Source organism: Vibrio sp. CCUG 15886 (genome assembly GCF_028570825.1).
GTDB classification, from domain to species: domain Bacteria; phylum Pseudomonadota; class Gammaproteobacteria; order Enterobacterales; family Vibrionaceae; genus Vibrio; species Vibrio vulnificus_B.
This window is the reverse complement of sequence record NZ_JAQQBT010000002.1, coordinates 224,236-244,584: the sequence shown is the minus strand read 5'-3', so window position 1 is coordinate 244,584 and position 20,349 is coordinate 224,236. Positions and strand designations below refer to the sequence as shown.

Annotated in this window: 22 protein-coding genes; 8 read left to right on the top strand and 14 right to left on the bottom strand. The window is 46.6% G+C overall.

The features are described from left to right. Positions 1 to 111 precede the first annotated feature (111 nt). The 7 genes from nqrF to PQQ36_RS07785 form a co-directional block, all read right to left on the bottom strand. On the bottom strand, positions 112 to 1,335 hold the full coding sequence (nqrF, locus tag PQQ36_RS07815) for an NADH:ubiquinone reductase (Na(+)-transporting) subunit F (protein ID WP_011079732.1): 1,224 nt from the start codon (positions 1,333 to 1,335) through the stop codon (positions 112 to 114). Positions 1,336 to 1,368: 33 nt separating this feature from the next. Continuing rightward, complete coding sequence (nqrE, locus tag PQQ36_RS07810; protein WP_011079731.1) at positions 1,369 to 1,965, bottom strand: NADH:ubiquinone reductase (Na(+)-transporting) subunit E; 597 nt, start codon at positions 1,963 to 1,965, stop codon at positions 1,369 to 1,371. A 7-nt stretch (positions 1,966 to 1,972) separates the two neighbouring features. After that, the gene (locus tag PQQ36_RS07805; RefSeq protein ID WP_011150983.1) at positions 1,973 to 2,605 is read right to left on the bottom strand and encodes an NADH:ubiquinone reductase (Na(+)-transporting) subunit D; all 633 of its coding nucleotides are present in this window, start codon (positions 2,603 to 2,605) and stop codon (positions 1,973 to 1,975) included. Beyond that, positions 2,605 to 3,372 (bottom strand): Na(+)-translocating NADH-quinone reductase subunit C, encoded by a 768-nt coding sequence (locus PQQ36_RS07800; protein WP_011079729.1) that lies wholly within the window; start codon positions 3,370 to 3,372, stop codon positions 2,605 to 2,607. The genes PQQ36_RS07805 and PQQ36_RS07800 overlap by 1 nt, the downstream gene beginning before the upstream one ends. Continuing rightward, positions 3,362 to 4,606 (bottom strand): NADH:ubiquinone reductase (Na(+)-transporting) subunit B, encoded by a 1,245-nt coding sequence (locus tag PQQ36_RS07795; protein ID WP_011079728.1) that lies wholly within the window; start codon positions 4,604 to 4,606, stop codon positions 3,362 to 3,364. The genes PQQ36_RS07800 and PQQ36_RS07795 overlap by 11 nt, the downstream gene beginning before the upstream one ends. Before the next feature lie 5 nt (positions 4,607 to 4,611). After that, positions 4,612 to 5,952, bottom strand: a complete 1,341-nt coding sequence (locus tag PQQ36_RS07790; RefSeq protein ID WP_011079727.1) for a Na(+)-translocating NADH-quinone reductase subunit A — start codon at positions 5,950 to 5,952, stop codon at positions 4,612 to 4,614. A gap of 489 nt (positions 5,953 to 6,441) precedes the next feature. After that, the gene (locus PQQ36_RS07785) at positions 6,442 to 6,753 is read right to left on the bottom strand and encodes a BolA family protein (protein ID WP_026060778.1); all 312 of its coding nucleotides are present in this window, start codon (positions 6,751 to 6,753) and stop codon (positions 6,442 to 6,444) included. A 207-nt stretch (positions 6,754 to 6,960) separates the two neighbouring features. On the opposite strand from PQQ36_RS07785, the gene PQQ36_RS07780 reads away from it, so the two are divergent. From PQQ36_RS07780 to PQQ36_RS07765, 4 genes are all read left to right on the top strand, one after another. Next, positions 6,961 to 8,091 (top strand): methyltransferase, encoded by a 1,131-nt coding sequence (locus tag PQQ36_RS07780; RefSeq protein WP_192928170.1) that lies wholly within the window; start codon positions 6,961 to 6,963, stop codon positions 8,089 to 8,091. A gap of 80 nt (positions 8,092 to 8,171) precedes the next feature. Beyond that, positions 8,172 to 8,741 (top strand): YajG family lipoprotein, encoded by a 570-nt coding sequence (locus PQQ36_RS07775; RefSeq protein ID WP_011079724.1) that lies wholly within the window; start codon positions 8,172 to 8,174, stop codon positions 8,739 to 8,741. Further along, the gene (locus PQQ36_RS07770) at positions 8,741 to 9,286 is read left to right on the top strand and encodes a peptidylprolyl isomerase (RefSeq protein WP_011150989.1); all 546 of its coding nucleotides are present in this window, start codon (positions 8,741 to 8,743) and stop codon (positions 9,284 to 9,286) included. The genes PQQ36_RS07775 and PQQ36_RS07770 overlap by 1 nt, the downstream gene beginning before the upstream one ends. Positions 9,287 to 9,342: 56 nt before the next feature. Next, positions 9,343 to 10,743: an AmpG family muropeptide MFS transporter gene (locus tag PQQ36_RS07765; protein WP_039554459.1), complete on the top strand. Its 1,401-nt coding sequence runs from the start codon at positions 9,343 to 9,345 to the stop codon at positions 10,741 to 10,743. Positions 10,744 to 10,847: 104 nt separating this feature from the next. Here the strand turns inward: PQQ36_RS07765 and PQQ36_RS07760 are convergent, their stop codons facing one another. The 3 genes from PQQ36_RS07760 to PQQ36_RS07750 form a co-directional block, all read right to left on the bottom strand. After that, complete coding sequence (locus tag PQQ36_RS07760) at positions 10,848 to 11,516, bottom strand: ChrR family anti-sigma-E factor (RefSeq protein WP_192928169.1); 669 nt, start codon at positions 11,514 to 11,516, stop codon at positions 10,848 to 10,850. Continuing rightward, positions 11,513 to 12,106 (bottom strand): RNA polymerase sigma factor, encoded by a 594-nt coding sequence (locus PQQ36_RS07755; protein WP_192928168.1) that lies wholly within the window; start codon positions 12,104 to 12,106, stop codon positions 11,513 to 11,515. Before PQQ36_RS07755 ends, PQQ36_RS07760 begins: the two co-directional genes overlap by 4 nt. Positions 12,107 to 12,199: 93 nt before the next feature. Beyond that, complete coding sequence (locus PQQ36_RS07750; protein ID WP_192928167.1) at positions 12,200 to 12,793, bottom strand: LON peptidase substrate-binding domain-containing protein; 594 nt, start codon at positions 12,791 to 12,793, stop codon at positions 12,200 to 12,202. A 310-nt stretch (positions 12,794 to 13,103) separates the two neighbouring features. On the opposite strand from PQQ36_RS07750, the gene PQQ36_RS07745 reads away from it, so the two are divergent. The 4 genes from PQQ36_RS07745 to csdA all read left to right on the top strand — a co-directional run bounded on the left by PQQ36_RS07745 (position 13,104) and on the right by csdA (position 16,668). Beyond that, entirely contained in the window at positions 13,104 to 13,862 is a 759-nt protein-coding gene (locus PQQ36_RS07745; protein WP_017788876.1) for an outer membrane protein OmpK, read from the top strand. A gap of 108 nt (positions 13,863 to 13,970) precedes the next feature. Beyond that, a complete protein-coding gene (gene panE, locus PQQ36_RS07740) occupies positions 13,971 to 14,861 on the top strand; it encodes a 2-dehydropantoate 2-reductase (RefSeq protein ID WP_192928166.1) in 891 nt (296 codons plus the stop codon). Further along, positions 14,858 to 15,457, top strand: coding sequence for a DJ-1 family glyoxalase III (locus PQQ36_RS07735; RefSeq protein ID WP_192928165.1), 600 nt, complete (start codon positions 14,858 to 14,860; stop codon positions 15,455 to 15,457). The genes panE and PQQ36_RS07735 overlap by 4 nt, the downstream gene beginning before the upstream one ends. Continuing rightward, on the top strand, positions 15,457 to 16,668 hold the full coding sequence (gene csdA / locus PQQ36_RS07730) for a cysteine desulfurase CsdA (RefSeq protein WP_225470454.1): 1,212 nt from the start codon (positions 15,457 to 15,459) through the stop codon (positions 16,666 to 16,668). Before PQQ36_RS07735 ends, csdA begins: the two co-directional genes overlap by 1 nt. A 502-nt stretch (positions 16,669 to 17,170) precedes the next feature. Here csdA and csdE read toward each other — a convergent pair. The 4 genes from csdE to PQQ36_RS07710 all read right to left on the bottom strand — a co-directional run bounded on the left by csdE (position 17,171) and on the right by PQQ36_RS07710 (position 20,288). Next, positions 17,171 to 17,599, bottom strand: a complete 429-nt coding sequence (gene csdE, locus PQQ36_RS07725; protein WP_039554476.1) for a cysteine desulfurase sulfur acceptor subunit CsdE — start codon at positions 17,597 to 17,599, stop codon at positions 17,171 to 17,173. An 80-nt stretch (positions 17,600 to 17,679) separates the two neighbouring features. Continuing rightward, complete coding sequence (gene tcdA, locus PQQ36_RS07720; protein WP_011079710.1) at positions 17,680 to 18,489, bottom strand: tRNA cyclic N6-threonylcarbamoyladenosine(37) synthase TcdA; 810 nt, start codon at positions 18,487 to 18,489, stop codon at positions 17,680 to 17,682. An 81-nt stretch (positions 18,490 to 18,570) separates the two neighbouring features. Next, positions 18,571 to 19,674: a murein transglycosylase A gene (gene mltA / locus PQQ36_RS07715; protein WP_011151002.1), complete on the bottom strand. Its 1,104-nt coding sequence runs from the start codon at positions 19,672 to 19,674 to the stop codon at positions 18,571 to 18,573. A gap of 146 nt (positions 19,675 to 19,820) precedes the next feature. Further along, positions 19,821 to 20,288, bottom strand: coding sequence for a DUF2850 domain-containing protein (locus tag PQQ36_RS07710; RefSeq protein WP_011079708.1), 468 nt, complete (start codon positions 20,286 to 20,288; stop codon positions 19,821 to 19,823). Positions 20,289 to 20,349 lie beyond the last annotated feature (61 nt).

Genomic DNA, 20,349 nt, shown 5'->3' with positions numbered 1-20,349 from the left:
GATTTTCTATGGCCATTTGGCGCACTATTCAAAAAAAGAAAAAAGAATAGCGAGGAAAAAAGAATGGCTGGCTCCTACGAGCCAGCCATAGTTTCAATGGGTTAGATGAAATTAACCACCGAAGTCATCCAGTAGGATGTTTTCATCTTCAACACCGAGATTTTTCAGCATGCCGATAACAGCCGCGTTCATCATCGGTGGACCACACATGTAGTATTCACAATCTTCTGGTGCATCGTGATCACGCAGATAGTTTTCGTAAAGCACATTGTGGATGAAGCCTGTGTAACCATCCCAGTTATCTTCTGGAAGCGGATCAGACAGTGCACAGTGCCATACGAAGTTATCATTCTCAGCCGCTAGGCCATCGAAATCTTCTACGTAGAACATTTCACGCTTAGAACGCGCGCCGTACCAGTAAGACATCTTACGCTTAGACTTCAAACGCTTCAGTTGGTCAAAGATATGAGAACGCATAGGAGCCATACCTGCACCACCACCGATGAAGACCATTTCTGCATCTGTGTCTTTCGCAAAGAACTCACCAAATGGACCAGAAATCGTACACTTATCACCTTCTTTTAGTGACCAGATGTAAGAAGACATCTGACCCGGTGCTACGTCTGGGTTATTTGGCGGCGGAGTCGCGATACGTACGTTTAGCATGATGATGCCGAACTCTTCAGGGTAGTTCGCCATTGAGTATGCACGGATGATGTCTTCTTTTACGATAGACTCGTAACGGAACAAGTTAAACTTGTCCCAGTCACCGCGGTACTCTTCTGGTACGTCGAAATCTGCGTATTTAACGTGGTGAGCTGGTGCTTCAATCTGGATGTAACCACCAGCACGGAAAGGTACTGATTCGCCATCTGGAATTTGTAGCTTAAGCTCTTTAATGAATGTTGCTTTGTTATCGTTAGAGATAACCGTACATTCCCACTTTTTAACGCCGAAGATTTCTTCTGGTAGCTCGATGTCCATGTCTGTTTTCACAGCCACCTGACACGCTAGACGCTCACCTTCACGCGCTTCACCTTTAGTGATGTGATCCAACTCAGTTGGAAGGATATCACCACCACCGCTCTTCACTTTTACGCGACACTGACCACAAGAGCCACCGCCACCACAAGCAGAAGAAACGAATACACCTGCACCAGCTAACGCGCTTAGTAGCTTGCCACCTGGAGAAGTAACGATCGACTTATCTGCGTCGCCGTTGATAGAAATTGTAATGTCACCTGTTGGTACAAGCTTAGACTTAGCGAAAAGAATCACTAGTACTAGAGCCAGTACGATCAGAGTAAACATCACGACACCAAGAATAATGTCCATTGACTATTCCTTAATTGTTGCGGTTTACCCGACTTACAGTTGAACACCAGAGAAAGACATAAAGCCTAACGCCATCAAACCTACTGTGATAAAGGTAATACCTAGACCACGTAGACCAGGAGGTACATCTGAGTACTTCATCTTCTCACGGATACCTGCAAGGGCTACGATCGCGAGCATCCAACCCACACCTGCACCGAAACCATAAACAACAGATTCAGCGAAGTTGTAGTCACGTTGTACCATGAAAGATACACCACCGAAGATCGCACAGTTTACTGTGATCAACGGTAGGAAGATGCCTAGCGCGTTGTACAAAGGCGGGAAGAAACGGTCAAGAATCATCTCTAGAATCTGTACAAGTGCCGCAATTACACCGATAAAGGTGATGAAGTTTAGGAAGCTCAGATCCACGCCTTCGACCAGCGCGTTTTCCTTAAGTACTAGGTTGTAAACCAGGTTGTTTACTGGTACAGCGATAGTCAAAACAACCACTACTGCAACACCTAGACCGAAAGAGGTCTTCACTTTCTTAGATACCGCCAAGAAGGTACACATACCCAAGAAGAAAGACAGAGCCATGTTCTCGATGAAAATCGATTTAATTAACAGACTGATGTAATGTTCCATGTTGCCCTTACTCCTTCGCTTCTACTTGCTCTGGTTTGAACGTACGGATCGCCCAAATCATGAAGCCGATTAGGAAGAATGCAGATGGCGCTAGAAGCATCAGACCATTTGGCTGATACCAACCACCATTGTTCACTAGTGGTAGTACTTCCATACCAAACAACTTACCGCTACCGAATAGTTCACGGAAGAAGCCCACAGTAATAAGAACAAAACCATAACCAAGACCGTTACCAATACCGTCGATCAGTGATGGAACTGGTGCAGATTTCATCGCGAACGCTTCTGCACGACCCATTACGATACAGTTAGTAATGATAAGACCTACGAATACCGATAGCTGTTTAGAGATATCGTACAAGTAAGCTTTCAAGATCTGGTCTACCACGATTACTAGAGATGCGATGATCGCCATTTGAACGATGATACGCACACTGTTAGGAATGTGGTTACGGATTACAGAAACAAAGAAGTTAGACAATGCAGTTACAAACGTTACCGCTAGTGTCATAACAAACGCTGTTTCTAGTTTGGTAGTTACTGCAAGCGCAGAACATACACCAAGAACTTGAAGCGCGATTGGGTTGTTATCCAATACTGGCGCAAGAATGCTCTTTTTAATGTTTTGTGCACTAGACATTAGTTCAGGCCTCCGTCACGAACTTTTGCTAGGAATGGACCAAAGCCCATATCACCTAACCAGAAGTCAAATGTGTGTTGAACACCGTTACTAGTTAGTGTCGCACCTGACAGGCCGTCAACACCGTGCTCAGAACCAACTGGCGCACCACCTTTCACTACCTTGATAGCTGGCTTGTGGTTTTCGTCAAACAGTTTCTTGCCTACGAACTGTGCTCGCCAAGATGGGTTTTCAACTTCACCACCCAATCCCGGAGTTTCACCCTGCTCGTAGTAGGTGATACCTGATACTGTATTACCGTCGGTTTCAACCGCAACGAAAGCGTACATCATTGACCAAAGACCGTTACCGTGAACCGGTAGAATGATCTTAGAAATGCTATCGCCATTTTTCACTAGGTACACAACACCTGTATTTGCACGACGTAGAATTTTCGCGTCATCTTGCTCAGCTGTCAGTTTGATAGACTGTGCAGGATCTTTCGCGGCTTTGCGTTGGTCATACGTTGCTGCATTACCATCAACAAAGTCACCTGTTGCGAAATCAACCAGACGTGGTTCGATGTACTGAGCAAAAAGCTCTGGTACTTTCTTACCTTTGCTGTCGATACCAGCCACTTCGATGATCTTGGATTGCTTATCCAAAACAGCGTTAGCTTTTTGCTGGTCACGCAGACCGACTGCTGCTGTTGATACGATGATTGAACAAACAAGGCTCAACCCGACAACAACACCCAGCGTCTTTTTAATGCTGTCATTACTTGCCATAGCGTGCTTGTCTCCGCTTGATGTTCTTCTCAACCACTAGATGGTCAAACAGTGGTGCAAACAGGTTCGCGAATAGAATCGCCAGCATCATACCTTCTGGGTATGCTGGGTTAACAACACGAATCATGACACACATTGCACCGATAAGAATGCCGTACCACCACTTACCTTTGTTGGTAAATGAAGCCGATACTGGGTCGGTTGCCATAAAGAACATACCGAATGCAAAACCACCTAGAACTAGGTGCCAGTGCCATGGCATGCTGAACATTGCGTTAGTATCAGAACCGATCACGTTGAACAGTGTCGATACTACGATCATACCGATCATTACACCGGCAATGATGCGCCAAGATGCGATTCGCATGTAAACGATCATTGCTGCACCGATAAGCAGTGCAAGCGTAGAAACTTCGCCGATTGAACCTGGGATGTTACCGATGAACGCGTCTAGCCACGTGATTGGCGCACCAGTCACTGTGTTTACTAGTGCACTGTTGCCGCCTTGAGCCCACTGGCTTAGCGCAGTTGCACCAGAGAAGCCGTCTGCTGCTGTCCACACTACGTCACCCGAGATTTGTGCTGGGTAAGCGAAGAATAGGAAAGCACGACCTGCTAACGCTGGGTTCAGGAAGTTACGACCAGTACCACCAAAGATCTCTTTAGCAACCACAACACCGAAGGTAATACCTAGCGCTGCTTGCCATAGAGGTAGTGTTGGCGGAACGATCAATGCGAAAAGGATCGAGGTTACGAAGAAACCTTCGTTAACTTCGTGCTTACGCACCATACAGAATAGCACTTCCCAGAAACCACCAACGAGGAATACCGTTGCGTAGATTGGTAGGAAGTAGGTTGCACCTAGCAACATCTTACTACCCCAGCTTGCATCGGCAGAAATCGTTCCGCCCAGCATCTCGGTTAGCCAGTAGTGCCAGTTACCTGCAATGATTTGCGCCAGTTGATCACCAGCGTACATGTGGTTTAGAGCCGCGATAGCTTGGCCACCAGCGTTGTACATACCCCAGAACATTGCTGGGAACACTGCAAACCAAACCATGATCATGATGCGTTTTAGGTCAACGCTATCACGAACGTGTGAGCTCTTTTTCGTCACCAAACCTGGCGTGTAGAATAGCGTTGCCGCAGCTTCGTACAGAGCAAACCATTTTTCGTGTTTGCCGCCTGGTTCAAAGTGGTGTTCGATGTCTTCAAGAAACTTCTTAAGGCCCATGAAACTTACCCTTCCTTCTCAATTGTATTCAGGCAGTCACGTAGCAGTTGACCGTACTCGTATTTACCTGGGCATACAAAGGTACACAATGCTAGATCTTCTTCATCCAGTTCTAGCGCACCCAGTGCTTGAGCACTGTCAGTATCGCCTGCACATAGATCACGAAGCAGCAGAGTCGGTTCCATATCAAGAGGCACTACACGCTCGTAGTTACCGATTGGAACCATTGCACGATCACTACCGTTTGTGGTGGTTGTCATATTGAACAACTGACCTTTAAACAAGTGACCAAGGAAAGAACGGGTTACAGAGAACTTGTTCTTACCAGGCGTCGCCCAGCCAAACAGTTCTTTGTCACGACCTTCACGCAGAACAGAAACCTGCAGGTGGTAACGACCCAAGTAAGCGTGAGGACCAGTGGCATGAGTACCAGTCAGTACTGAACCAGAAATCACACGAACTTCGCCTGGCATCATTTCGCTGTCGGTTAGCTCATCCAAGCTTGCACCCATGATGGTACGAACGAGACGAGGGTTATTCACAACAGGACCCGCTAGAGAAACAACACGGTCAGTGAAAAGTTCACCAGTTAGGAACAACTGACCAAACGCAATCACGTCTTGGTAGTTGATGCTCCATGCCACGTTGTTTGCATTCACTGGGTAGAGGAAATGCATGTGGGTACCCGCTAGACCAGCTGGGTGTGGGCCGTCAAATACGTGCTCTTCCACATTAGACTGAGAAGAACGAGGTAAGCTCGTACCAGATTTACAAACGTAAACCTTCTCTTCTGTTAGGGCTGAAAGCACATCCAAACCAGCAACAAACGCTTCCGCTTGTTCATTGATGATCAACTCAGGCTTCGCTGCCAATGGATTGGTATCCATTGCGGTAACGAAAATCGCTTTAGTTGTCGATTCAATTGCTGGAACCTTGCTGAACGGACGAGTACGCAGAGCGGTCCAAAGACCAGATTCAACCAACTGAGTTTTGATCACTTCGCGATCAAGACCTGCTAGTTGAGAGGCTTCAAACTTATCAAAGGTCACTTGCTCGTCGCCTGCCACTTCAATCACTACAGATTGAAGTACACGCTTCGCGCCACGATTCACTTCGATAACTTTACCACTCACTGGAGAAGTAAATTTCACGCCAGGGTTCTTTTTGTCTTCAAAAAGAACTTGGGCTTTCTTCACTTCATCACCAACGCGAACATGCATCGTAGGACGCATGCCAACGTACTCTTCGCCAAGCAAGGCGACTTTTGTGATGGATTTACCATCATTAATCACCTGGGAAGGAGCTCCTGCGATAGGAAGGTCCAAACCCTTCTTTATTGTAATCATACGCACTTGCACTACTTTTATCGGGAAAAAGATTCTTTATGATTGCGTAACTTTTAGACACGACATCAGTGTCCGGTTTTGGCGATGTTTTAAACGCCAAAATCGCAACATCCTATTAAAAATCGCTTCACAGTTTAGTGGAGAGATTTATCAGGTGCGATAGTTTAGCATCTTTTCCAAACGCGATGCCATGACCAATAAACGCATTAGCCGTATTATTTGGAAAGAATTGATAGATATAGGCTAACTATTGTTCATAACTTTGACACGTCGCACAAATGGCCCAAAACCATCGTGCCAGATGAATAGGTGAGATTCATAGTTTGAAACATCCTATTCATTCTGTTCATTTGTTGAAACAGTGTTAACGCATTTCTTAACCAAATTTGTCACGCAATTTGTCGGTTTTGTACACATAGAAAAAAAGATGGCTTGACCATCTTTTTGAATAGAACAACTGAAAATTTAACACTTCAGGTTAGAAATCGCTCAGTGGCTGGTACCACCCATACACATCGGGCTATCTGGCGCGCCATCTCGCTGTAGCTTCCACTCCTGATCAGTATAGGTATGAATCGCCAAAGCGTGGATGTTATTTTCCAGCTCATTCGCCAATGCTTGATTCACTAAACGATGTCTGGCGATCAATCTTTTACCTTCAAAAAGATCGCTCACCACAATCACCTTGAAGTGACTTTCCGAACCCGGTGGTACATTGTGCATGTAACTCTCATTCACCACACTCAAGTGACTAGGTTCAAATGTATTGTGTAATTTTGTCTCTATGATTTCTTGAATCATATTCAAACCCTCTCTACTCACCGACTTAAAAAGTATAAGTCGAACCAACGTGAAATTTCTTACACACACTTAAATAACAGCCATCATTCTAACAATGTCTCACTACTTAGACGAAGATCCCTGAGTGTTTTTTGCTAGCTGTGCCTATCTTGTTTGCTATCCTTCTGCGAGAATATCGTTAAAACTCAATGAAACAAACACCATTGTATGAAAACCGAACTCAATCTCTTTGACCGACAACTCACCCTATTCAGATACCCAAATAACGCCAATGAAACCCTGCAAGCATGGGACGCGGGCGATGAATACTTGATCAATTATGTGGAAGAGTTGGCCTTAGACACCCCACAGAATATTCTTATCCTGAACGATCACTTCGGCGCTCTATCATGCTGGTTTTCTGCTCAACACCAAGTCACTATGATGAGTGATTCTTTTATCTCTCAGCAAGGGGCAAAAGAAAATTTACAACGAAATCAATGCCGTGAAGTAAAGCTACTGACGACGCTAGACGCAATTCCAACAGAGACCAGTTTGGTGTTATTTCAACTTCCAAAAAACAACCGTCATTTGACTTGGCAGTTAACTCAATTGCGTAAAACGCTCTCACCAGACGTCCCAGTGGTTGCCGTAAATAAAGCCAAAGAAATCCATACCTCAACCCTCAAACTGTTTGAAAAGTATCTAGGAACCACAAAAACCTCTCTTGCTTGGAAAAAACATCGTCTCGTTTTTTGCCAAGCAGACTGTGCGCAAATGAATGACATCAGCCCAGTGACTCGTTGGAATGTTGAAGAACACAAGATGACACTCAACAACTTGCCAAACGTCTATTCTGGTGAGAGTCTCGATTTGGGCGCGCGTTTTATGCTCGAGCACATCCCGCAAGGTGATAACCTCAAGCACATTATCGATTTAGGCTGTGGTAACGGGGTGTTATCCATCAAAGCCGCGCAGCTCAACCCGAAAGCGAAATTCACCTTGGTGGATGAAAGCTACATGGCCATTGAGTCCGCTCGCCTCAATTTACAAGAAAATGTCACAGCATCAGTGGATGCTGAGTATATTGCCAATAACTGTTTGGACGGGTTTGCAGGCGAGATCGCCGATCTGATTTTATGCAACCCCCCTTTCCATCAACAACAAGCGATCACGGATCACATTGCTTGGCAGATGTTTTGCGACGCCAAACGTGTCCTTAAAAGAGGGGGCAAACTGCAGGTGATTGGTAATCGCCACCTTGGTTATGATGGCAAACTCAAGCGCCTTTATGGTGACAAGAATGTGAAATTAGTCGCTTCTAATAGTAAGTTTGTGATTTTACAGGCAACTAAATAGCCTGCTAGTTTTAATTAAAGACAATCTTCACTTTAATATACGTTTACGTACAGCCTCTGCTGCTAGAAAAGGAATATACGATGAAAAAATTGGTTTTAGCTGCGTCTATCGCACTACTTTCTGCTTGTTCAGCCCCTCAACCAGAACAACTTAATCTTGCGCCAACCGCAACGTTGAGTACAAATCCAATGGTGCAGAACAAAACGTACAGCATGACCAGTAAAGATGTACGCGCAGCGCAGTACGTAGCGCTGATTGACAGTGGCCGTTCGAACATCCTACCGCTACACGCTAAACAAAACATGCGCATTACGCTTGAAACCTTGCTGCAGCAGCAGTTCGCGTCACAAGGCTACAAAGCAGATTTAAACAGCAACAACCTGATCAGTCTTGAAGTTCAAGAAGCATTGGTCAATGTAAAGCATTCCGTAATGGAAAACGAAATGGACGCGAAAGTGATTCTAGAAATCACCGCAGAGACACCGAAAGGGAAACTGGTCAAAACATACAATGGCAGTGCGACTCGTAGTGGTATGCTCAGCGCTTCTGATCAAGAAGTGGAAAAAGTGCTAAATGATGTGATCACATTAGTCCTTGCTGAGATTGCCAATGACCAAGAACTGCAAAGCTACATGAAGGAACGTTTCTAATGCTCAAAGTTATCTGTGCATCACTCGTACTCACGAGTAGCCTCGCCTTGGCGGGGCCAAAAGTTGAATTCGAAACCTCTCTGGGGAATTTCACTGTTGAGTTAAATGAAGAAAAAGCGCCGATTAGCGTCGAAAACTTCGTAAAATACGTGAAAGATGGCAGTTACGTAGGATCTCAATTTCACCGTGTCATTCCTGGTTTTATGGCACAAGGTGGTGGTTTTGATGAGAAAATGAATCGTCTACCCAGTTACGCACCAATCAAGAACGAAGCAAGTAATGGTCTGAAGAACGTGACGGGCTCTATCGCAATGGCTCGAACTCAAGATCCTAACTCTGCGACACGACAATTCTTTATCAACTTGGTGGATAACGAGTTTCTCGACTATGACCTCCAACCTCCAGGTTACGCCGTTTTTGGTCAAGTCACCGAAGGGTTTGACGTCATTCAACAGATGGCGAGCAAACCGACCAAAAGCCAAGGCTACATGAGAGATATTCCCGTGGAACCAATCGTGATCACCAAGGCCACACTACTCCCATAAATATCCCCGCCCTTTGCAACGCAAGGGGCGTATTCTACTAACTACAAGGATAGGTTATGTCTTCATCACCAACAGTTTCATGGCGTGAAACTGTACAAAGTTATCTTGATCGACGCTTGCTTTGGGTCTTTATGCTGGGCTGTTCCAGTGGTTTCCCGTGGGTGCTCATTGGTTCAAACATGTCTGGCTGGCTAAAAGATGCGGGTTTGACGCGTGCTGCTATTGGCTACTTTGGCAGTGTCTTTGCTGTGTACGCCATTAACTTTCTTTGGGCACCTTTGGTAGACCGAGTAAAGCTTCCTCTACTTCATCGCTCTCTGGGTCAACGCCGCAGTTGGATATTTCTCTGCCAATCCTTAGTACTGATTTGTACTTTGTTGATCGCAGGAGTCAATCCGGCCAACAATCTCATGCTGACGTCGGCGCTTGCACTTGGCATCGCCATCGCTTCAGCAACACAGGATATCGCTATCGATGCGTTCCGTATCGATACCTTCCCAAAATCCGATTCATCCAAACTGCCACAAGCATCGGCGATGGCTGTTATTGGTTGGTGGACAGGCTATTCCTTGCCTGGTTATCTCGCCTTTATTAATGCCGATTCAATCGGCTGGAATGGGGTGTATTACGGCATGGCTGCCATTGTCGCGCTCTTGATGATTTTTACGTTACTGGTTGGCGAACCCACCACGCGACGTGAGCAATTGCAACAAGAGGCCGAACAGCGACACAACCAATTGGTGGGCTCTAAAGTGGTCGCATGGTTGACGGTCACCGTGGTCGAGCCTTTCCTTGATTTCTTCAAGCGCAATGGCGTTCGAGTAGCACTGACTCTACTGCTCTTTGTCTTCTTGTTTAAGATTGGCGAAGCGTTCTTAGGTCGAATGTCGATCACTTTCTATAAAGAAGTGGGCTTTAGCAATGAGCAAATAGGTTATTACTCTAAGTTGCTTGGTTGGGGTATCACCATCTTCTTTACGCTGGTCGGCAGCATGATCAACGTTAAATTCGGTATTGTTCGTGGTTTGATGATCGGCGGCATCGCCATGGCAGCCAGTAACTTGATGTTCGCTTGGATAGCGCAAGTCGGTCCGAATGAAAATCTGTTCTTGGCAACGCTGATTGTCGACAACTTTACCTCTGCGTTTTCAACCGTTGCGTTTGTCTCCTTCTTAACCATGGTGACAGGACAAGCCTTCTCGGCGACGCAGTACGCTCTGCTGGCATCACTGGGCAACTTTGGTCGAACGACCTTAGCCTCCTTTAGTGGTGAGTTGGTTGACTACTTGGACAACTGGTCTGTGTTCTTTGTTATTACAGCTCTGATGGTTATCCCAAGCTTGATCATGCTCTATTCACTGCGTCATTACTTCCATGATTTGCTTGAAAAAGCGAGAAAGGAATCGAGCGAAGAAGAGACAAAACCTCACGACAACATCGACGCACAACAAAGTTAAATCCACTTCGTGTGCGTGGCTCCTTCACGAGAAAAGGCTTGCATTGGCAAGCCTTTTCTCGTTTGATGCATTCTCATTTTAAAGGCAGCACCGATCATCTCTGGTTAAGGGTAAAGTCCTTTACCAAACAAATTGAAGACTCTAGCCACCCCTTGGGTAAAAATCAGTGGATCGGTCAGCACGGTTAGGCACAAGCAATCTTCCCCAGCTTTGGTTTTAGGACTGTGCTTCACACTGGCATCACGCTGCATAAAGTCGCCCTGCTGATATTCACCATCTTCATCACTAAAGCTGCCATGCAGCACCAGTGTCGTTTCCAGTCCTTTGTGAGTGTGTTGCGGGATCTGGACGCCTTCGCTGATGTACATCAAATTCACTCTTGCATCTTCACCAAAGTCCAGTTGTGAGCTAAACACCTTGCCACCGTAACTGCGCCATTCCGACATCAAATCTGCGTAGCGACAAAGTGTCTGTGGAAGAACAAAACGTTTCCCCTTCACTTCAATGTATCTCGGTTCGTAGACCTCTCGCGCATCTTCTTTCACATCACTTTGAACGATGGCATCAAACATCGCATCAAACAGCGACAGCGAACTCATTTCATCTTGCTTCCCAGCAGCAAAATATTGCGCTTGCTCACCCTCAAATTGAGCAACCAAGCCTCGACAATCAGGGCAAACTTCAAGATGCGTTGCAACGACTAAACCAGAGACCGCATCAATTTCTCCACTTGCGTACGCCTGTAGCAACATGTTGTTAGGATGTGAACTCATAATTTATCCGCCTGCATTGTGTGTCTAAGCTTTTCTACTGCCAATCTCAATCGTGATTTAACGGTACCTAAAGGAATGTCGAACATCTCAGCGACCTGCTGATGAGGTAAGTCTTCTATATAAACAGCCTGCAGAACATCTCGCTGGGCCTTGGGTAAACAGTCCAAAAAACGCAAAACCTGCTCTTTGAGCATGTCTTGCTCTGGGCTATAGCGTTCCACAAGGTCTAAAGGATAGTAATCTGACGGCCAAATATCGTCAGCGTGGATGTACAGGTCCTTCCCACGTTGCTTCCTAAGTAAGTCAAAACACAGATTGCGAATGATGGTGTAGACCCAAGTCGACAGCGCACTTTTCTCAGCGTCAAACAGATGTGCTTTATGCCACACTGTTGTCATGGTTTCCTGCACCATTTCCATGGCAACTTGCTCATTGCCAACATGTTTAAACGCAAACTGTTTTAACTTTGGCGCAAAGTGTTGAAACACGACGGCAAATGCTTGCTTGTCTTTGTCTTTCACTTTCACCATGCACTCGGCCCAGTCTTGCTTAGACATCGAGCTAGGGCTGTTCGCTACCGGAGTCCGCATAACTTATCCTTTTTGTCGCCGACTTTACTTAAACTTACCCTGATACGTATTCCACAGAAAAACGATCATCAGATCCTAAAAATTATTTGCCATTTAATTCAGTTTAGCCTTTCCCTCGCCTGAAGCCTTCTCGACTACCTCAGACAAAAAGCGCATCGCCGCATCACAGTTTTGCGTTCCTGCCAAATGGTCAAATTGTTTGACTGAGAGCGGTAATATCTCAAGCCAACGCCTTGCCACCCAATTGGCGTCTTGGTAGTCACTTTCAGGATACAACTCACCAAGCTCTGGAAATTGAAGGTGAACCTGATGTAATTGGTCACCAATGTATTGCTGAGGAGCCTTGAGCTCAATGGTTGGCCACTGTGTCAATTGCTCTACCGAAGCCAGGCGCAGGCCATCTTCCTCAACACGGACTTGTTTGATGGTGAAGCGTTGTAATCCCAACACCGTAATCCCCAGCAATCCATCCGGCAATGAATCAAAATCAATGATTTTGACTTCTGTGCCAAGCGACGACAAGCGGCTTGCCCCACTACTACTATCGACCAAGCACATGCCAAAGCTGATATTTTGTTCACAGCACTGCTTCACCATTCGTTGGTATCTAGGTTCAAAAATACGAAGTTTCATTTTTCCATCCGGCAAAACCGTCGAACTTAACGGAAAAAGCATTAACTCTCTCATAATCACCCCGCTTAAAAATCACGCTACTTTATACGCGCAAACCTTTACCTAGATCACATTCCCTCCACGCATTAACAAATTACATACAGCTCTCAGTTTCAACAAAATCACAAATGCATCTAGATTTATAGCAAAAGAAAAGTTCCCAACTTTCGATTCAAAAGGAGATCCACATCACTCAAATTGATGAAAAATTGCACTCAAGTCACTTTTATTTGCGATTTAAATCGCTATGATGCGCGCAAATCGGATAACACGTAGCGCAAGGATTAGCGTCTAAACACCGTTACAAATATAGAGAGTTCCCCTTATGCGTAAATCAATTTTAGCTCTAAGCGCTATTGCTGCTGTATCAGCTGTTCCAGCTCAAGCAGAGTACCTTTTTGGTTTTGGCAGCATGTACGCTGACTACCAAGTTTGGGATCATGGCTTCGGCAATGATGACTCTAACTTTGGTCAAAAAATCTCTGAACGAAACCAGGCAGTAATTGGTATCGAAGGTGGTGCTGCCTTTGATTGGGGTCAGATCTATGGTTTCTACGATTACGAAGGTGTCGATCGCGCTGGTGATGACCGTGGTGCGTCTGCTAAAGGTACAATCCATTACAACCTCACAGATTCTGGTGTATCTCTCTACGCTCAAGTTTACAACACAGATAAAGACAAAGGTCCTGTTTTGCATGAGCAAAACCGCGTTGCTGGTTTTGGATACACCGGTCTAAAAGGCGAAGGCTGGGGCTTTACTCCATTCATCGGTGTACACCAAATCAACACAGAAGGCGGTATCAGCGGTAACAACGGCGGTATGCTTGGTTGGGTAGGCTACTACAACACGGATATTGCAGGACAAAACTTTACTTTCTCAACTTGGGGTGAGTATGAGTTCGCTCGCAATGATGATTATGCTGCAATTCAAGGTGGTGACTGGGGGCTTAATGGTTCAATTAACGCTTTATGGAACTTCCACAAAGACTGGTCTGCTGGAGTTCTTTACCGTTACACAGTAAATAAACTAGCTCGTGAAGGGTATGAAGATCTCGTAATTTACCGTCTTCAGTATAACTTCTAATTGAACCTCCTAAGTTCTGTATAAATGGCGCCTGTTGGCGCCATTTTTATTTGCTTTCCTTATTTCCCTCATTATCCTTGCAGCAAACCTTTTTACTGAGAGTGTTTGGTGAATATCCTCATTTTAGGCCCGGGGGCCGTTGGCTCACTTTGGGCGACAAAACTCAAACTCGCAGGGCACAATGTCGCATTGTGGGGAAGAAGCGATGCATCTGAGCACCCCTTGCAACTTGATGACTCATCAGCCATGACGTTTAAACATCGTCACCTACCCTCTTTGCAAAGCGCTGATCTCATTTTGGTCACAGTGAAAGCATGGCAGGTGATGGCGGCGATTGAGCCTTTATTGCCACACATCCACTCAGATACCATCATCCTGCTGATGCACAACGGCATGGGAACCGCATCGCAGGTTGAAGAACAGCTCACGCACAACCCAATCGTTGTCGCAACCACCACACATGGCGCGTATAAGCCCCATTCGCAGCAGGTCTTGCACACTGGGCAAGGCATCACACAGTTGGGGGGCTTTAATACACAAGGTGCACAATGTGAGTTCCTGCAAGCGGTGCTCGATCACGCCTTACCGTCTGTCACATGGAATCCCAATATCCAACAGGCGCTTTGGACCAAACTGGCCATCAACTGCGCAATCAACCCATTAACAGCAATTCATCAATGTAAAAATGGCGAGCTGGCTGATGAGAGGTTTCATCAACAGCTTGAACGCATCACTCAAGAGTTGGTCGACGTTATGGTCAAAGAAGGGATCGAGGTTACTTTCGATACCTTGCAGAAAACGATCATGAACGTGATTCATGCAACAGCGGAAAACTACTCCTCGATGCGACAAGATGTTTTCCATCAACGCCGCACTGAAATCGATTATATCACTGGATATTTGTTGCAAGCGGCGCATAAACACCAGATTGATGCAGCGGAAAACGCTAAACTTTATCAACACATCAAACAGATTGAACAAAGCTGGACAGAACAATGAATAAAAAAATCTTAGTGCCTATTGCTTGCGGTACCGAGGAAATGGAAGCGGTGACGGTCATCGATATGATGGCTCGTGCTGGCTACGACGTCACGGTCGCCAGTGCCGATTTTGATGGTAAGCTGACCCTAACAGCCTCTCGTGGCGTCATCCTCGGCGCACAATGTCGTTTGGTGGATGTGGCCGACGAACAGTTCGACGTCATTGTGCTCTCTGGTGGTGTTGCGGGGGCAGAAACCTTCCGCGATAGCCCGATCCTGATTGAGATGCTAAAACAGCATATGTATGAAGGAAAACTGGTCGCTGCCATTTGCGCCGCCCCTGCACTGGTTTTGCAACATCACAATCTCTACCCTCAAGCCATCATGACTTGCCATCCAAACTTTATGTCTCATATCGCCGAGCAAAACTGGCGTCCTAAGCGCGTTACTTACGATGTGAACCACAATCTCCTTACCAGCCAAGGGCCAGGCACCGCGCTGGAATTTGCAATGGAAATGATTATTTTACTGTCTGGCAAACAGCACGCGCGCCAAGTAGCAGAGCCTATGGTGACGGTACCTGTACTCAACTACCACAAACTGGGTGAAGAGTAATGTTTGACGTTCAAGCCATTCGCCAACAATTTCCCGCCTTGGCGCAGCAAGTCAATCAAAACGAACTGGTTTATCTAGATAGTGCGGCGACAACACAAAAGCCGCAGTGCGTGATTGACGCAATCACCCAGTATTACAGCAGCCAAAATGCAAACGTTCACCGTGGAAGCCACAGTTTGACCGCCAGTGCGACCAGCCAATTTGAGGCCGCACGCGACTGTGTCGCTCATTTTATTGGCGCACAAAGCAGTAAAGAGATTATTTGGACACGTGGCGCAACCGAAGCGCTCAATTTGATTGCTCAAACTTACGCCCGAAGCACCCTTCAAGTTGGCGATGAAATTCTCGTTGGTGAAATGGAGCATCACGCCAATATTGTACCTTGGCAAATGGTGGCAGAGCAGACGGGCGCCAAAGTGGTCAAAATCCCCATGACCGCCGACTGTCAGTTGGACATCGAATCGTTTAAAACATTGATGAATGAGCGAGTTAAGATTGTTGCGGTCGCTCAAACCACCAACGTCACGGCCACTCGTCAACCCATAGAGTCCATCATCGAGTTGGCCCATCAACACGGTGCCATTGTGGTGGTGGATGGCGCTCAAGGCATCGTTCACGAACCTGTCGACATGCGCACACTGGACGCCGATTTCTATGTGTTCTCCGGCCACAAGCTCTATGCGCCGGCAGGAATTGGCGTGCTTTACGGCAAACTGGCGCTGCTCGAAGCCATGCCGCCATGGCATGGAGGCGGTAAGATGGTGGAAAAAGTGTCGTTTGAGAAAACCACCTTTTCGGCTCTGCCAGGGAAATTCGAAGCTGGAACACCCAATGTCGCTGGTGCCATTGCGCTTGCTAAGGCAATAGAGTGGTATCAAGGTTTTGCTCGAGACAAAGTGGAATCTCACCTGCACCAATTGCAATCGGCAACATACCGTGCACTGCGTGAGATGGAGGATATCCGTGTGATCGGATATCAAAACAATGCATCGGTGATTACTTTTGTCATGGATGGCGTTCACCATCAAGACATTGCAACGCTGCTCGATCAGCAAGGTATCGCCGTGCGAGCTGGCCATCACTGTGCTCATCCGCTCATGGATGCGTTAGGTGTCAAAGGCACCGTCCGAGTCTCTTTCGCCATTTATAACACCATGCAAGACGTTGAGAAATTGATTGCAGCGTTAGAGAAAGCGGTGGATATGCTTTAAAAAAGTGGGCTGAGGTCTTCAGCGTCTTAGCCCATCTTTATTCACCGAAGTATTTCAACTCATGTTGATACTCTCCACCGCCGCCATTCGCTTTAAAATGGGTCCCCGCGTTCGCGAGGATGACAAGCAGAAGCAAGGGCGATAAGAAATCTCGTTACTTTCTGTATCCGTCATTCCCGCGCAGGCGGGAATCCATACCTCAGCAAGCGCTGAGCCCACGCTTTTTGTCGGTTTAATCGACTCACAAATGTCCTCTCGCTTTAAATGGGTCCCCGCGTTCGCGAGGATGACGAGCAAAAGTGAGGGCAGTAAGAAATTTCGCCATTTTCTATATCCGTCATTCCCGCGCAGGCGGGAATGACAGGCCAAATGAAAGCCGTCACAAAAGCGAAAGTGATGAGAAAGAATAGAGATAGAAAATGAGGGGAAAATAAGAAATAACAGAACAGAGCAGGCGTGCGAAAACCGACATAGATGCTCGCTACGCCCTCAGGGACGTAAACTAGCTCGCTATATTCTTAATCTGCTCAACAATTGCTTTAAGGCCATTGCCGCGTGATGGACTCAAGTGGGCAATTAAGCCTAACTGCTCAAAGTAGGCTTCAATATCAAAGGCTTGGATCTGCTCTGCCGTTTTACCGTTGTAGGCAGCTAAGACTAAAGCAATTAAGCCACGAACGATTCTCGCGTCTGAGTCGGCACAGAACATCCACATTCTGTCATCTTGTTCTGCCACTAACCAAACTTGGCTTTCGCAACCTGCAACCATAACCTGCTCAGATTTCAACGCATCAGGCATCACTGGCAATTTTTTACCCCATTGAATCACCTGGCGATAGCGGTCTTCCCAACCTTTGAATTGCTGCATGGTGGCGACGATGTCCGCACTGGTAATCTCGTTACCAAATGGCGAGGCTGGCAAATTCGACATGGCTAGGCTCCTACACAATAGGGATTAAAAGTGATGATGACATAAAGCGGCGTCAGAAAACCGCTTGGTATTAGAGGCTGTTAGTTTTTATGCTTTTGGATCAGCTTTTCAACGATACGTGCCACCGCGACAAAACCAAAGGTCGCAGTCACTACCGTCGCGGCACCAAAACCACTGGCACAATCCATGCGTTTTGGACCTTCTGCCGTTGATTTTACGTTACAAACGGAACCATCCGCTTGCGGGTATTTTAGCTGCTCAGTGGAAAAGACACAGTCAATACCAAACTTTCGTGCGGGATTTTTTGGAAAGTTATGATGTCGACGCAAGGTATCCTTGATCTTCTTCGCCAGTGGATCTTGGATTGTTTTGGTCAAATCCGTCACTTGGATTTGTGTCGGGTCCACTTGGCCCCCTGCACCACCAACGGTAATCACTTTGATTTTGTTACTGCGACAATAAGCCAGCAAAGAAGCTTTCGCTTTGACGCTGTCAATGGCATCTAGTACGTAATCAAACTCTTTGCTGAGGTATTCGTGTTGATTGTCAGGTGTGATGAAATCGTCAATCAGATTCACTTTGCACTCTGGGTTAATGAGTTTGACGCGCTCTGCCATCACTTCAATCTTGCTTTGACCGACCGTTCCCGTCATCGCATGAATTTGACGGTTAATATTGGTCACACACACGTCATCCATATCGATGAGCGTCAGTTCGCCGATACCTGTGCGGGCAAGGGCTTCTACCGCCCAAGAGCCAACACCACCAATGCCAATCACACAGACATGGGCTGCACGAAGAATCTCGACTTCGCTGTTGCCGTATAGACGGCGCGTACCACCAAAACGTTGGTTGTAGCTATCAGAAGCAGGAGTATCAAGTTCGCGCATAGTGATGATTCCAAAGTCGCCAGAAAAACAAAGAGTGCGATTTATACGCACTCTTCAACAAAATGTCCAGATAGAGAAACGCTATTGTAGCTTTTCTGGTGGCAAAGCCCAAGGCGCTTGCGTTGGAGAGTTTTCCAAGCCCAATTTCCACACGCGGCCAAAGTGTTTGTAATGGCCCGCTTCGGTGCCCGCTCGTGGGCCCATTCCGTGGTAGAGGTCGAGATGATTCTGTTTTACCGCGCCACCAGTATCGAGCACGATCAACAAACGCAGTTGATGCGCACCACTCCAAGTACCGTCCGCATTCAGCAATGGCACTTCCGCCAAGATCGGTGTCCCCATTGGGAAAATTGTGCGATCGCCCGCCACAGAGGCCATAGGTAATAGCGGGATGCCTGCAGAACCTGTCACAGGCGCCGCCGCTCTCGGCTCAAAGAAAACAAAAGAGGGATTTTGTTCGAGCAGCTCTTGAACGGTGGCCTCATCGTTTGCAAGCACCCAGTCTTTGATCGCTTTCAACGACATCTTCTCTCTTGCGACTTGATCACGTTCAATCAACACGCGGCCAATGCTCACATAGGCTTTGTTATTTTTTCCCGCGTAGGCGAAGTATTCCAACGTGTCGTCATCTTCAAAATGGACAAAACCGCTGCCCTGCACTTCCATGATAAACGGGTCAATCATGTTCTCTGCGTAGCCCAGTTCGAGCCCTAAACCATCGAGTGCCCCATCGTAGATCTGAGCTCGTGTCGGGCAATCTTCACTGCAATCGGGTTTCGCGTAAACTGGGTATTTGAAACGCTCATCGGCTTGATGACGCAGCTCCATTACCGGTGAAAAATAGCCAGTAAAAAGGACGTTACCTTGCTTATCTCCCCCGCCTAGCTGGGCGGTTTCAATACCATAAGCACCGAGCTCGCTCGGGTCACCACTTTGCAGTACCCACTCATTTAAACGCTCATAAAGCGGTTGATACAAGTTGGCCAGACTAGGTGAATTGCTGATCACCGCTTCAGATTGACGTTGAAATTCGGTGAAGTCGCGAGGTTTGTCCGAGCTCACTACATCGACTCGATTGAGCACATCACTGAATTCATTGTCGAGATACTGCTGTGCACGATCGGTTGGCTGAGCACAGCCAAACAACAAGACCGATGCAAAGAGCGGAAAATAAGCTTTAATCACTGGTTACTACCCATCAAATAGAATTTGATGCAGCATGACAAAGTCGAATTTTAAGTGCAAATGAAAAAGGGACGCGATTGCAGTCCCTTACAAAAAAATGACGGATATTGAATGAGAAAACATCAATTTGGCAGCAGCATCACTGCTTATCTCAGCGAGAGATTCTGCTTCCCTTCTAATTGAAAAACGGGAAGGTAGTGCGCGTCACTATCCAACTTCATCTCTATGTACTGCTGACCAATGAATCGAAAGCGACGAGTTTCACCACCGACACGATACTCAAAATACTTGCCATCAAAATCAAAATTGGTCGTCACCAAAGAACCGTTAACGGTGACACCACTTTCATTGAGGATCAGCACCTCACGAGCATAGGGAGCCACATCCTGCTCAACCCATTTACCGTAAATCATGCTTTTCGGCATTGGTGGATTGATCAATCGAGTAATCAAATCGCCATACATCAACAACACAATCACGGTTCCAATAAGGGCCACGCCCATTAGGATTCGCTCTAATAATTTGCGTTTTTTACGACGTAGCTCTTCAGTGAGTAGCTGTCCGTTGACGGCGGTTGACTTTTTACTGGCAGAAGACATTTTTTTCTCGTTCATGTTTACAAGCCGCCTATGTTACACCGCTGGTCAAAGCAAACAACTCACTCAGATCAAACGT

Coding starts and splice junctions, on each gene's coding strand:
- PQQ36_RS07790 (WP_011079727.1), bottom strand. CDS start 5,952: ATGATTACAATAAAGAAGGGTTTGGACCTTCCTATCGCAGGAGCTCCT.
- nqrF (WP_011079732.1), bottom strand. CDS start 1,335: ATGGACATTATTCTTGGTGTCGTGATGTTTACTCTGATCGTACTGGCT.
- PQQ36_RS07735 (WP_192928165.1), top strand. CDS start 14,858: ATGAATAAAAAAATCTTAGTGCCTATTGCTTGCGGTACCGAGGAAATG.
- PQQ36_RS07805 (WP_011150983.1), bottom strand. CDS start 2,605: ATGTCTAGTGCACAAAACATTAAAAAGAGCATTCTTGCGCCAGTATTG.
- PQQ36_RS07750 (WP_192928167.1), bottom strand. CDS start 12,793: ATGAGAGAGTTAATGCTTTTTCCGTTAAGTTCGACGGTTTTGCCGGAT.
- PQQ36_RS07765 (WP_039554459.1), top strand. CDS start 9,343: ATGTCTTCATCACCAACAGTTTCATGGCGTGAAACTGTACAAAGTTAT.
- nqrE (WP_011079731.1), bottom strand. CDS start 1,965: ATGGAACATTACATCAGTCTGTTAATTAAATCGATTTTCATCGAGAAC.
- tcdA (WP_011079710.1), bottom strand. CDS start 18,489: ATGCGCGAACTTGATACTCCTGCTTCTGATAGCTACAACCAACGTTTT.
- PQQ36_RS07755 (WP_192928168.1), bottom strand. CDS start 12,106: ATGCGGACTCCGGTAGCGAACAGCCCTAGCTCGATGTCTAAGCAAGAC.
- PQQ36_RS07780 (WP_192928170.1), top strand. CDS start 6,961: ATGAAAACCGAACTCAATCTCTTTGACCGACAACTCACCCTATTCAGA.
- PQQ36_RS07795 (WP_011079728.1), bottom strand. CDS start 4,606: ATGGGCCTTAAGAAGTTTCTTGAAGACATCGAACACCACTTTGAACCA.
- PQQ36_RS07800 (WP_011079729.1), bottom strand. CDS start 3,372: ATGGCAAGTAATGACAGCATTAAAAAGACGCTGGGTGTTGTTGTCGGG.
- csdE (WP_039554476.1), bottom strand. CDS start 17,599: ATGTCGAATTTGCCAGCCTCGCCATTTGGTAACGAGATTACCAGTGCG.
- PQQ36_RS07710 (WP_011079708.1), bottom strand. CDS start 20,288: ATGAACGAGAAAAAAATGTCTTCTGCCAGTAAAAAGTCAACCGCCGTC.
- csdA (WP_225470454.1), top strand. CDS start 15,457: ATGTTTGACGTTCAAGCCATTCGCCAACAATTTCCCGCCTTGGCGCAG.
- PQQ36_RS07745 (WP_017788876.1), top strand. CDS start 13,104: ATGCGTAAATCAATTTTAGCTCTAAGCGCTATTGCTGCTGTATCAGCT.
- PQQ36_RS07775 (WP_011079724.1), top strand. CDS start 8,172: ATGAAAAAATTGGTTTTAGCTGCGTCTATCGCACTACTTTCTGCTTGT.
- PQQ36_RS07770 (WP_011150989.1), top strand. CDS start 8,741: ATGCTCAAAGTTATCTGTGCATCACTCGTACTCACGAGTAGCCTCGCC.
- PQQ36_RS07785 (WP_026060778.1), bottom strand. CDS start 6,753: ATGATTCAAGAAATCATAGAGACAAAATTACACAATACATTTGAACCT.
- PQQ36_RS07760 (WP_192928169.1), bottom strand. CDS start 11,516: ATGAGTTCACATCCTAACAACATGTTGCTACAGGCGTACGCAAGTGGA.